We start from the raw sequence: 12,235 nt of genomic DNA on the forward strand, positions 1-12,235 counted from the left end.
GTTTTTCCAGTTCCCCATTCCCCATTTAAAAAAAAAGTTAAATTCTGATTCAATAAATTTGCAAAATACTCTGCACTATCTTTTGTATCAATCTCTTCTAAATCATAAATTACTTTCAATTGATTTTTATTCCGTTTAAATTTGAATATCATATATTTTAATATAAAAAAAATCACATACAAAATAGTAGTCAAAAGAACAAAGTTCTTCATATTGTCAATACTCATACCGTTCTGTAAAAAATACACCAACCAACAAAGTAAATTAAACATCTTAATCTTAGCTTCTATATTTACTATTTTCATATCATTCTCTCTTTCGCAACTCAGTTGTAATACCATATTTCGTACGATATCTTCTAAAGGTCCTTCTGTTAATTCCTGTTTGTTGCTCGACTTCTTTATCTGTACATCCCTCCAAAAATAATTTGAATGCTAATTGAAGGCGTGGATCATTTTCTCTGTACTTTGGTTTTCCTCCTTTGTATTTTCCTTTTGCTTTAGCAAGTGCAATTCCTTGTCTCTGAGTTTCAAGTATATACTTACGTTCGTCCTCTGCCTGATACTTGTATAACTCAATAATCAAGTCGTTTAGTAAGCGACGTAGGTTATCATCAGTGATCCCACTTAAAGCTGGTAGATTTAAGACTTCAAATGTTGCCTTTTTCATCTGGATCAAGTTCATTGTTTCCATTAATTCTTTATTATTACGTCCAAGTCGTTTTAATTCAGTTACTACAACAATATCGTCTTCACGAATAGATTTCATCATCTCTTGGAACGCTACTCGATTTGTATCTTTTCCACTTAACTTATCAGTAAAAATTTTATCACAGTCAGATAAAAGCTCTAATTGTCGATTTAAATTCTGATCCAATCTACTTACTCTTGCATAACCAATTTTTGCCATAAAAAATTCTCCCCCACGAAAAATTTTGAAAATTTTTGAAAACCTGTTGCCCAACTTAGTTGACCTCTTAAAAATCCAAGTATATCACGAATACATAAAAAGACCAACAGGGTATCCCCTGTTGGACTAAACAATTAATTAATGATTTTTGGGTTTTCAGTACTCATTTTTTTCTGGACTTAAATTTTACTGAAGATAATCCAATTACATAATAAAATATTAGACTATAAATACCACTAGGTCTGAAGTCTCGATTAACGATATATTCAACAGTAATCCAAAATGCACTTGCAATTAATCCCGAATAGATTACGGTTAAATATGGGTGGTCTTCAGTAAATTTTTTTAATTTCATATATTAAAGTGTGCTATACCTAGTAGCCACTTCTTTGCCAGCAGCATCGTAACCTCTTTGGAAATAGAATCCAATCCACCCATTTTTATTCTTATCCCAAAGTTTAGCGACCGACGCACCAGGTTTAGATCCCATGTTAGACCAACCAACCGCATTTAATAGTGATTGTAATGCCCACATAGGTACTACCCCAAAAATTCCCAATACTGAACCAAGTCCTGAATAAAATGCTGTATTAATTGCATTAGTTGCTACACCAGTAGAAACTGCAACGTTCGTGTAGATTGAACTACCCCATCGAGATACATTAGCTTTGAGCATGGAGTCTGTCTTTACAACAGAAATACTTCCATCTTCATGTACTTCAGCGTAAACTCCAGGGGGCATCTCTGGAGTATGTACAGTCTTCACTACAGTTGACTCATCAATAAATTCTTCTGCACATGCAACACTACTTGGAACCAACGTGGATAATAACATGCAAGAACTAAGAACTAAAACAGTAATTTTCTTTTTCATTTTTCCACTCCTCAAATTGTATTTGTTACAATCATTACAATAACATACTTGTAGAGCAAAAAATAAATTAATCAAAACATGCCGTTTTAATGACATTTTTGCTTAACAAACCTATTAAAAGATATTATTTTATATATAATAACTTAAAAAAACACATTAAAATAACTAGACAAGCAAATATCATCTATCGAGTTAACATAATTATAATATTAAATATATTTGTCGTCTTTGTATTGATCAATTATCATCACTTGTTTTACAATATCTTCTTTCATCTGTTTAGCAACCAAGCTAGGACGAATTTTTCTAATCAATTTTGATAAGGTACGTAGTCAAGGAAATTTGCAATCGTCGTTAGAACTACCTCATCACTAAATAATTCGACTAATCGTATAAACTTAAAACGAGGGATTGCTGCTACGTAATTAGCAAAGTTTTTATCAGTGTATTCAAAAGATCACATATATTTTAAACTTTTATTATCGTAAAGATCGATTAATTTCATGTCGTCATATTCTAGTCATTATTTTTCAACGGTTCGATTTGCGGGTGGGACAAAAAATAAAATTCATTTTTGTTTCATACCTTAAAACCAAATAAACGGTGTTTGCAAACCAGATCCTTCAACATTAAGCTAAAAAATTGTCAAATATAAAAAGCAATTTTCTACCTTACTGCTCAGGTCAAAACAATTCTGTCACAACCTCGTCGAACCAGTGATCGGTCATCTAAAGGCTCACTTGGTGTGCTAACGTTTTTACTTACACGGGCGAGTGATATCAGATTGGCGCTCATAGTACTAGATCTAAGGAAATTAGGGAAACACATGGATAAAAAGTGTGTATATAACTAAAAACAAGTCCAATTTTGACAAAAACACATCAAAATCAGACTCGTTTTTTATTTTCGAGAAAGGACGACTGGACTGTCCCACACTCTTTAAAATCGAATGAATACTCAAGTTCCACCTAAATCAAATTAAACATTCAAGATCCACATAAACCCTATAAAGACAAAGAACAAAGCATACATGATCGGCGAAACTTCTTTGCCACGTTTTGCTGCTAGCATGGTGATTGGATAAAAGATAAAGCCTAATGCAATCCCATCTGAGATACTATAAGTCAATGGCATACCGATCAAGATCAAGAATGCAGGAATGGCAATCTCCATTTTTCCCCATTCGATCTGACGTAATGATTGTGCCATCAACACCCCGACTAAAATCAGTGCAGGTGCAGTGACTTGAGAAGTCACCACTGATAATAATGGAGAGAAAAACAAGCCGAACAAGAATAAGATCCCTGTGGTGATCGCAGTTAAGCCAGAACGGCCACCGACGGCGATTCCTGCGGATGACTCAACAAAAGCCCCGACTGGCGATGTACCTAACAATGAACCAGCTAACATCGCAGTAGAATCCGAAGCCAATGCCTTCCCAACACGTGGCATTTTGTTATCTTGCATGAAACCAGCTTGGTTTGCTAGACCAACCAAAGTTCCAGCTGTATCAAAGAATGTCACTAACAAGAACGTCAAGACGACTACCCACATTTGTAAGCTATTGATATCACCGATGTGTTTCAATGCTACTAAGAATGTAGGTTTCAAGCTCGGTGCTGCTGCTACAAGCTGTGAAGGCATAGGAATCAGTCCAGTGACTAGCCCTAAAATCGTTGTTGCCACCATGCCGATAAAAATACCGCCTGGTACGCGTCGGACTAATAAAATTGCTGTGACAACCAACCCAAAAATCGTCAGCCAAGTAGAACCAACACTCAATGAACCCAAGCCAACAAGGGTCGATTCATTCGCAACGATCAATCCACCTTCACTCAATCCTAGAAAAGCAATAAATAAGCCGATCCCACCTGAGATCGCAAACTTTAAGTCTGTTGGAATGGCATCAATGATCATTTCACGCAATTTAAAAATAGTGATCAAAATAAAAATCAATGAAGCAACAAACACCCCTGCTAACGCTGTTTCCCATGGAATCCCCATACCTAAACAGACTGAGTAAGCAAAAAAGGCATTGATTCCTAACGCAGGCGCTGTGCCAATTGGGTAGCGTGCCACGACACCCATCAAAATACAACCGATCGCACTCGCTAATGCAGTTGCAGTAAATACTGCTCCTTCATCCATTCCTGAAGCTCCAAGCACTGTTGGATTGACAAATAAGATATATGCCATAGAGATAAATGTTGTAAAACCAGCCAATATCTCCCGTTTCACTGTGGTATTCAGTGCGTCAATCTCGAAGTAGGAAAGTATTTTTCCCTTCATCATCCATCCCCCTAAAACCGAACATTTATAAAAAAGTTCTTACTATATTAGATTTATTAATAAAACAACGTGTTTAATGTTATCCCAAATCAAGAAATAAGTAAACAAAAAATTCGGATTTAATTAAAAATCCGAACATTGGCGTTTAGCTATTCCGCTTTCATTTAGAGAAGAATGTTTCGATTACTAACAAATAAAACTAAGTACACAACAGGTGGAGAGACCGCTATTTATGCGTTTCTTTCCCGATTCGCTTTTGTTCTTCCGCACGAAATTTTTGATTATCGATTTGGCTGATTGGTAAATTACTCCCTTTCCCACGATAATCCAAAGAATTTAACCCACCTAATCCTGTATCGACCATTTTATTCCATCCTTCGGTAGGATCTTTCCCAGATTTCAAATTCTTCATTCTCAATTTATCACTCTTTTTGATTCGTTGCTTTTTGAAATAATCTTCTAGTGTTTCAGTGATTGAGACTTTCATCTTCTGCCTCCCTTTCCTCTACTTTTTCTGTCGATTCTAATTTGGCAATCACAAAAAAATTTCCTTCTGGATCGGAAAAGTTAAACGTCAACAAGCCATTATTCTCCAAAATCTCACCAGCTGTTTCGATTTGTTCATAAAACTCTTCAAACTTATCGGTAAAGAAAATCATAGACGGTGGTGGGCCTAATACTTCTGGTGAGAATCGTTCAACGAATGTCCGAGGGAAAATAGCCAGCTCAAACTCTTGTGATACACGCAAGACGATACTTTGGTATTCTTCCGGTAATTCCAGTGTTTCAACTATTTCTGCCTTTAACTGCTCAACGAAAAATCGACTGACTAATGCGACATCTTCGACATATAGCATGACACGAGATTTATGGATCATTTGACAACGCCTCCTCTAAATAAAAGCTTGTTTTCATTATAGCACGAAAGCGGAAACACACTTAGTGGAACTGACTTCTATGTAAGTAGAGGAAGATCGTGCGAATGTTACTCATTTTCATGTGAACCCTATCAAGAAAAAAAGCACCCGCTATCTTCAAGTTTACCTAATTTGAAGATAGCGGGTGCTTCCTCCACTTACAAAGTGATTTCTGGTTGTTCTTGCGTCACTGTTTGTCTATTGCTCGTCACACCAAATGTCCGTTCAATGTCCTCTTGTAAAGCAGCCATTGCTTTTTTGGCAACTTCCGCTTGTTGTTCGTTGACTGCTTCAATCACCAACACAGCATTCGTTGTTTCTTCTGTTAGCATCGTTCGCTGTGCTTCACGCCAGTTAAAGCAACGGCAGATTGCACCTTCATGATCATAGTAGATGATTTCTTCTGGTAATGCAGGAGCGTCTACTTCTGCGCCTAAAGGCAGGAAGCTTTCTCCACCTTGTGCTTTTCCTAAATGAAGATCACCGGCGATTTTTGCTAGATCTTCTCCGCCACAGGGCACGCCAAAGCGTAAAGAGATACTATTATAAATATCAACTAATGGATTGATTGGGAAAAATTCACGACTTTGACTAGCTCTTTTTAGCAGTGCTTCGATCGATGAACGTGCGCCTTTTTTTGTTTTGAACTGTGTAAATGCTTGACGCCATTGAGCGACTACTTCATTTTGACTGAAGGGTTCTTCTGTTAAATAATTTCTTGCTTCTTTAGCAGCGTTGTTCAAGCGCTCATAATACTCTCCTTCGTTTTCTTCAACCACTTGATTGTTGATGCCTTCCACAGTTAAAATTTCGATCGTAGCTTTCGGGAAGACTTCCCAAAAAGATGGATCTACTATAAATTTTTTCATTCGTTACACCTCATTGATTTTTTTTACTAGGATATGATCGATCTGTGCATCATCGCCCATATAAAACACGTGTTGTCCTTGGCGGATGAAGCCATGTTTCCGATAAAAAGCTTGAGCTGGCTCATTGTGTTCCCACACGCCTAACCACACAGCTGCTTTTTCCTGTAATTTTGCCTGATTCAATGCCCAATTCATCAAATGTGTGCCAATCCCTTTTTTCTTATAAGGAGGCCGAACATAGATCCGTTCGATTTCTAAATGATCCTCAGGCATTTCTTCAGATTGTGCCTTCCCAGTATTCAGTTTTAGATAGCCTACAATTTCTTCATGCTCTAGTGCCCAGAAAAAAGCAGACTCTGGATTGATCAATTCTTTTGACAATCGTTGGACGTCATAAGCTTCTGCAAGATAGGCAGCCATATCTGCCTGCGTATTATATTCACCAAACGTATCTGTGTACGTTTCGATACTGATTGCTTGAAGCAGTGTCGCTTCACTCTGCGCAATCGGTCTGATCTCTAGTTTCTCCACTAAAACATCCCTCTCAATACAGGCGCTTATTGCCTTTTTTCACATAATTCCAGTCTTCACTAATATTTTTTCTTACATGTGTCAATAATCTTTCCAACTGCTTGATTTCTTCTTCAGACAAACCAGCCAAAGCGACCTGTGTAGAATAATGATGTTCTCGAATAATCATCGGATAGAGTGCTTCTCCTTGCTCTGTCGGATAACACCTTTTGTTTTTCTTGTTCTGTTCATCAGTCACTCGTCGAATCAGTCCATTGCTTTCCAGCTTCTTTAATGCTCGGGCAGTTGTCGTACGATCAACTTTGAGCATTTCTGCTATTTTTTCTTGAATGATTCCCGGATTTTCACAAATCCTCACGAGATAAAGATACTGTCCTCTTGTCAGCGCAACCTCTTTGAACTCAATATTACTGATCGAATCTAACGCTCGGGCAATCGCCCCGATCTCTCTAATGATTTCTGCCATCTTCTCTCTCCTTCGGTCGTACTTCTATTGTACTTATTTTTGTTGCATTTGCAACAAAAATAGCTCAATCAATCAAAATAAGGTAAAATCCCGTTAGCTAAGATGGTAAGTTGTTCTTCTGTCGTCCGTTTTTGGGAAAGGGCAGGTAAATCATCTAATGCAAAAAAAGCGCTATTTGAAGTTTCGTTATTCGCGACAAAAGAACCTTCGATAACCGAACAACCGAATATGACTTTATAGTATTGAAATGCTTGCGGGAGATCTTTTCGGGCATTTGTATCAAAAATAGCAAGCAGCTGATCCACCCTCACCGTTAGCCCAGTTTCTTCTTTGACCTCTTTTTCGATATTTTCCTTTGGCGAATAGCCAATTTCTGCAAATCCACCTGGTAAGGCCCATTCTTTTGTGTGATGATCTTCCACCAGTAAGATCTTATTTTCTTGTTTAATAAACGCACGTACATCGACTTTGGGTGTTGGATAGCCTTCATTTTTCTCTAAAATAAAAGTCAATTGTTCTTCGATTTCCTTTTCGCCATCACTCAATAAAGATAAAGCAATCGATTTCAATTCTTGGTATCGCTCCTCGTCAAAGCGATCTTTCCCATAGAATAGACCGGCTTCTGCGATCGCTAATAAGCGTTTGTATTGTTCGACTTTTGTTTTGATTTTCATTCACACCTTTCAATAAAATCTCTCTGTTATCTATTGTCAAATTTATAAGAAACCGCTTATACACGTCAAGGGTTATGCTATAATTTGATTTGAAGGAGGGATGTCTGATGTACTCGCTCATGCACAAGATCATCACTGAAAAAGATTTACAACGACAAGTCACATTGATCGAACTACTGTTAAACCATCCTAAAATCACCGTCAATGAACTTGCTGAAGAAACCAATACAACGGAACGTACGATTTTTTCCGATTTACAAGTGATCCGTTCACAATTACCTGAAGGCTGGGTGATCGATAGTGATCAGTCAGGGATCCGTTTACTCAATCAAAAAAATTTACTTGCCAATGATCTATGGGAGTTATTTCTAAAACAATCCGTCAGTGTGCAATTGATCAAGGAACTTTTGTTCACGAAAGAATGTTCGACAACAAATTTTTTAGCAGCCAACGGACTTTCTTATGAAACGTTGAAACGCCATACAAGAAAGGTCAATCGTCAACTCGTTCCTTACGGGTTACAGATCAAGCTGACAAAATATACAAGCACGATGACCGGTTCTGAAAATGCGATCCGCTTGTTCTATCATCGTCTTTTGATGCCCTTTACCCATAACAATTATTTTTTTGAAGACTATTCCATTCATGAAACGCATTATTTCCGTTTTTTAAAAAGACTGAAACAAACCCCTTTTTCTGTTGAAACAGAAGAGATTTTCGGGATATGTTGGTTTTTTATCAACACGATTCGTGTCAAAGCAAATTGTCGGATCGATGACTCTTTCTTTGAGCCTGAGGATGCCCTTTACTCTGTTTATACTACTGAACTTACTGCTCTTTATGAATTAGAAGGAGTTTATTTACAAAAAGATGAATTGATTTTTGCTTTCTTTTGCTTTTTAGAAAGCTGGAATTACAATAACCAATACCAAGAACCCGTGGCAGATATCTTACAAAGTTATCCTTTTTCAGGCAAGATCAAACAATTCGTTCAAGATTTAGCTGATACCTTGCATTTGGAAGAATTAAACGAGACGAAACTTGCGGATAACTTGATTCTTTTACTGCTGAAATATCATGAATCACCGATTTTGATCGAACAGTTGAATTTACAGTACCAGTACTTCTTAGAAGAATATGAACGACACTATCCACAGTTGTATCCATTCAAACAAGAACTACTTGCTCAATTGAAACAAAAATTGCCTGTTCAAGAAGACGAATATTTTTTACATCTTCTATCATTCTTGATCCAACAAGCGATCCTATCCGTTCGTCCGAATAAGCTGAACCTGTATTTCTTCTTTCAAGGCGAACCCTCTTGGAAAGCTTTTTTACAACAAGAGTTAAATGATTATTTTGGCAAACGAGTGCAATTGATCCCAGTAGAATTATCACAACTTTCCGATATAACGTTCCATAAAAACGACTTGTTCGTCTCGAACACCCCACTCGACCAAGTCCCGATACCAATCATCTACATCTCCACCATCCCAACCAAAAATGAGCTCGACCAATTGACCGAACTCACATTTAGAAGTTATTTGTAAGGTTGTGAAAGAAGCGCTCAGCACTGAATAATAAGACAGAAAAATCGAAAATGGCTTTTTCATTTTTGATTTTTTTGGCTTATTATTGAAGTGTTGCTTCTTGAACACCGTTTATCTAGGTTGTGAAAGAAGCGTTTAACACTGAGTAATAAAACAGGCAGTCCTTCTCTACAGAAATATAGAGAAAGACTGCCTGTTTAGTTTTACCTATTGAACGATCGACGATTCTTAGTTGCCCGCAAATGCTTCTTGTTCTTTTCTTTTGATCCATGTTTTACTGATTCGCTTCTCGACTTCTACGATCGTAAATAATAGAAGTACGTTTGCCAGGATCGGTAAATGTTGGCTGAAACTCAAGCTCGTTGTTTCAATGACTTGTTGTGCGAAAGGCAGATAGATGACGCCAGTTTGGAGTACAAATAAAATACCTAATGAAATAAACAAGAATTTGTTTTGGAAAAAACCTTTATTCAATGAAGCATCGACTTGCTCACGACAATTGATCATATAAACTGCTTGGGCCGCAACGATGTTTTGTAAAAGAACGGTTTGTTGCAACGCTTGTCCTTCAAAACGCATTGCCAACCAGTAAGCTGGGATAATGATCAAAAGGGACACGTAGAAAATCCGGAACACATTATACTTGGTCAAGATCCCTTGGTTAGGGTCTCTCGGCGGACGACTCATGGTATCTTTGCTTGCTTGTTCAAATCCTAAAGCATAGGATAACGTGATCGTCGTGACCATATTGACCCATAAGATCTGGACTGGTGTCAAAGGCAATGGTTGGTTCACAAGTAATGCCCAGATAATCACTAACCCTTGCGCTAAGGAAGTTGGTAAGAAAAAGCTGATCGTTTTTTGTAGATTGTCTAAAATACGACGGCCTTCTTTGACTGCTTTAGCGATCGTATGGAAGTTGTCATCCCCCAAGACCATATCTGCGGCTTGTTTACTGACTTCACTTCCTTTGATCCCCATAGCGATCCCGACATCCGCACGCTTCAATGCTGGAGCATCATTGACACCATCACCAGTCATCCCGACGATTTCGCCATTTTTCTGCAAAGCTTCTACGATCCTTAATTTATGCTCCGGTGTCGTTCGAGCAAAGACATCGACTGTTCTTACTTTTTTCGCTAACTCTTGGTCAGAAAGTCGATCGATATCGATTCCTTCAAGAACGTTGCTCGTGTGCTTCAATCCGATTTGATCCGCAATCGCTTGCGCCGTGTCTTTATGGTCACCGGTAATCATTTTCACTGAGATTCCAGCTTGTTGACACTCTCTTACTGCTTGGATGGCACTCTCTTTTGGTGGATCAATGATGCCTGCAATACCGACAAATGTCAGCTGTTCCAATTGGTTATGGACTAACTCCTGATCGATCGCTACTTGCTTATAAGCAAAGCCTAACACTCGCTGCCCTTTTTTCGCTAGTTGCGATGCTTGGTCGATCCATTGTTGCTGCTCTGACTGTGACAAGGAAGATTTTGATAATAAAACTTCTGGCGCTCCTTTGACAAACACTACTGCATGGTCCTGTTCTTCATGCATCGTTGCCATATATTTGTAGCTGGAGCTAAATGGTAGTTTGGCAAGAGCCTCTCTTAGGGGAAGATTCTTTTCAGCTGTGTAACGTAATAAAGCCAGTTCAGTTGGATTGCCACTCAAAGATGCCACTACTTGATCATCTTTTGTTTGTACTTCCTGACAGTTTTTCATGATTTCAAGTAAACGTGTCTCATCTTCTGTCATTGTCTCAACAACCGTCATTTCATTTTTAGTCAATGTACCGGTTTTATCTGAACAGATCACCGTCATTGAGCCAAGTGTCTCAACGGAAGGTAGCCCTTTGATGATGGCTTGTTCTTGCGCCATTTCATTGACACCAAGAGACAAGATCATCGTCAATACGGCTGGTAAGCCTTCTGGGATCATGGAAACGATCAATGCAATGATCGTTGAAAACAGAAAGTTCCACTCTAACCCATATCTAAATGAGGTAAAGAAAATCAAGAATAAGCTCAGGAAAACGATCCCTCTAAAAATTTGCTTATTCAACTGATGGATCTTACGAACTAAAGGTGTTGTTTGTTGCTGGACCGATTGTAGCGCTTGATTGATTTTTCCGATCTCTGTCGTATTTCCTGTTTCAACGACGACACCAAGCGCCGATCCAGCTTGGACAAGTGTGCCAGAAAAAGCCATATTGAGCTGATCCCCTGCGCCTAATTCATCGCCTAACGGATCACTGATTTTCTCTACCGCATCAGACTCACCGGTCAACGCAGCTTCTTCGATCATCAAGCCATATGTTTCAACTAAACGGATATCGGCTGGTACGACATCTCCGGCATTTAAACTAACGATATCCCCTTGCACGATCTCGGTTGCTGGGATACTTTTTTTGACTCCCTCAGAAAAAATCACTGCGTCTTGACTCATCAGACTTTTTAGCCCGTTGAGTGACTCTTCTGCTTTTCGTTCTTGCCAATAGCCAACAAAACTATTGATGACTACGACAAGTAAAATAATCCCACCTTCAATATAATCACCCGTTAGAAACTTCAAAACGGAAGCGACCATCAGGATGATCATCAACAAATCCGTAAAATGCTTCAAAAACTTCCGAAGCGGACTCACTTTCTTTTTTACTTCTATTTCATTTCGTCCTTGTATTTCTAAACGACTGGTACGTTCTTGATTGGCAAGACCGTCTTTGGTCGTCTTTAATGTTTTCATTGTTTGTTCAGCAGTTTCTTTGTACCACGTCATCGGCAGTCCCGTTGTCAAAAATCTATAAATATTTCTAACCAACTATTCAAGTTGTCAGATTAATGTTTGTTTCCTGTTTCTGCGTGTCCGATTTTGCTTCATACTTGCTACTCTCGTTTGTTTTAACACTCCACAGGCGTCAATTCGGATACAACGAATCCTATTTTCCGTTTCTACAGAAATCCGTAGATCAAGCACTATAACTCGCTAAATTCAGACTGGCATTATAATCCCTATCCGCTGTATACCCGCATTTCTCACAATGGTAAATATGGTCACTTAGTTTTAAGTTCACTTTCCTATGCCCGCATTCGTAACACAATTTAGAACTTGGATAGAATCGATCTGCTTCGACGAATTCAATGCCCGACACTCCTT

Annotated in this window: 12 protein-coding genes and 1 pseudogene; 1 reads left to right on the plus strand and 12 read right to left on the minus strand. The window is 38.4% G+C overall.

The features are described 5' to 3' along the window. The 10 genes and pseudogenes from JZO83_RS12725 to JZO83_RS12770 form a co-directional block, all read right to left on the minus strand. Positions 1-305, minus strand: a pseudogene (locus tag JZO83_RS12725) (hypothetical protein); the annotation flags it as partial. A 1-nt stretch (position 306) separates the two neighbouring features. Further along, positions 307-909 (minus strand): recombinase family protein, encoded by a 603-nt coding sequence (locus JZO83_RS12730; protein ID WP_207115975.1) that lies wholly within the window; start codon positions 907-909, stop codon positions 307-309. 358 nt (positions 910-1,267) lie between these two features. Continuing rightward, positions 1,268-1,783, minus strand: a complete 516-nt coding sequence (locus JZO83_RS12735) for a hypothetical protein (protein WP_207115976.1) — start codon at positions 1,781-1,783, stop codon at positions 1,268-1,270. Positions 1,784-2,761: 978 nt separating this feature from the next. Next, on the minus strand, positions 2,762-4,072 hold the full coding sequence (locus tag JZO83_RS12740; RefSeq protein WP_206855667.1) for an NCS2 family permease: 1,311 nt from the start codon (positions 4,070-4,072) through the stop codon (positions 2,762-2,764). A gap of 226 nt (positions 4,073-4,298) precedes the next feature. After that, entirely contained in the window at positions 4,299-4,559 is a 261-nt protein-coding gene (locus tag JZO83_RS12745; RefSeq protein WP_207115977.1) for a hypothetical protein, read from the minus strand. Then, a complete protein-coding gene (locus tag JZO83_RS12750; RefSeq protein ID WP_207115978.1) occupies positions 4,540-4,950 on the minus strand; it encodes a glyoxalase in 411 nt (136 codons plus the stop codon). The genes JZO83_RS12745 and JZO83_RS12750 overlap by 20 nt, the downstream gene beginning before the upstream one ends. A 197-nt stretch (positions 4,951-5,147) precedes the next feature. Beyond that, positions 5,148-5,858 (minus strand): B3/4 domain-containing protein, encoded by a 711-nt coding sequence (locus JZO83_RS12755; protein WP_206855661.1) that lies wholly within the window; start codon positions 5,856-5,858, stop codon positions 5,148-5,150. 3 nt (positions 5,859-5,861) lie between these two features. Further along, positions 5,862-6,389 (minus strand): GNAT family N-acetyltransferase, encoded by a 528-nt coding sequence (locus JZO83_RS12760; RefSeq protein ID WP_207115979.1) that lies wholly within the window; start codon positions 6,387-6,389, stop codon positions 5,862-5,864. Between the two features lie 13 nt (positions 6,390-6,402). Beyond that, on the minus strand, positions 6,403-6,855 hold the full coding sequence (locus JZO83_RS12765; RefSeq protein ID WP_206855655.1) for a MarR family transcriptional regulator: 453 nt from the start codon (positions 6,853-6,855) through the stop codon (positions 6,403-6,405). Positions 6,856-6,923: 68 nt separating this feature from the next. Further along, a complete protein-coding gene (locus JZO83_RS12770; protein WP_207115983.1) occupies positions 6,924-7,523 on the minus strand; it encodes an NUDIX hydrolase in 600 nt (199 codons plus the stop codon). 113 nt (positions 7,524-7,636) lie between these two features. Between JZO83_RS12770 and JZO83_RS12775 the strand changes: the two genes are divergently transcribed. Beyond that, entirely contained in the window at positions 7,637-9,079 is a 1,443-nt protein-coding gene (locus JZO83_RS12775) for a helix-turn-helix domain-containing protein (RefSeq protein ID WP_207115980.1), read from the plus strand. A 228-nt stretch (positions 9,080-9,307) separates the two neighbouring features. On the opposite strand, the gene JZO83_RS12780 is transcribed toward JZO83_RS12775, so the two are convergent. Continuing rightward, a complete protein-coding gene (locus JZO83_RS12780; RefSeq protein WP_207115981.1) occupies positions 9,308-11,857 on the minus strand; it encodes an HAD-IC family P-type ATPase in 2,550 nt (849 codons plus the stop codon). 190 nt (positions 11,858-12,047) lie between these two features. Beyond that, on the minus strand, positions 12,048-12,235 hold a 188-nt coding region (locus JZO83_RS12785; protein ID WP_207115982.1), incomplete at its 5' end, for a zinc ribbon domain-containing protein.

The sequence above is a fragment of the Enterococcus sp. DIV1298c genome (genome assembly GCF_017316315.1).
GTDB lineage: Bacteria > Bacillota > Bacilli > Lactobacillales > Enterococcaceae > Enterococcus_B > Enterococcus_B mangumiae.

What these genes read in the sequence shown, in the direction of transcription:
- JZO83_RS12740 (WP_206855667.1), bottom strand. Translation starts at nt 4,072, where the DNA reads ATGAAGGGAAAAATACTTTCCTACTTCGAGATTGACGCACTGAATACC.
- JZO83_RS12745 (WP_207115977.1), bottom strand. Translation starts at nt 4,559, where the DNA reads ATGAAAGTCTCAATCACTGAAACACTAGAAGATTATTTCAAAAAGCAA.
- JZO83_RS12735 (WP_207115976.1), bottom strand. Translation starts at nt 1,783, where the DNA reads ATGAAAAAGAAAATTACTGTTTTAGTTCTTAGTTCTTGCATGTTATTA.
- JZO83_RS12730 (WP_207115975.1), bottom strand. Translation starts at nt 909, where the DNA reads ATGGCAAAAATTGGTTATGCAAGAGTAAGTAGATTGGATCAGAATTTA.
- JZO83_RS12765 (WP_206855655.1), bottom strand. Translation starts at nt 6,855, where the DNA reads ATGGCAGAAATCATTAGAGAGATCGGGGCGATTGCCCGAGCGTTAGAT.
- JZO83_RS12780 (WP_207115981.1), bottom strand. Translation starts at nt 11,857, where the DNA reads ATGACGTGGTACAAAGAAACTGCTGAACAAACAATGAAAACATTAAAG.
- JZO83_RS12755 (WP_206855661.1), bottom strand. Translation starts at nt 5,858, where the DNA reads ATGAAAAAATTTATAGTAGATCCATCTTTTTGGGAAGTCTTCCCGAAA.
- JZO83_RS12750 (WP_207115978.1), bottom strand. Translation starts at nt 4,950, where the DNA reads ATGATCCATAAATCTCGTGTCATGCTATATGTCGAAGATGTCGCATTA.
- JZO83_RS12775 (WP_207115980.1), top strand. Translation starts at nt 7,637, where the DNA reads ATGTACTCGCTCATGCACAAGATCATCACTGAAAAAGATTTACAACGA.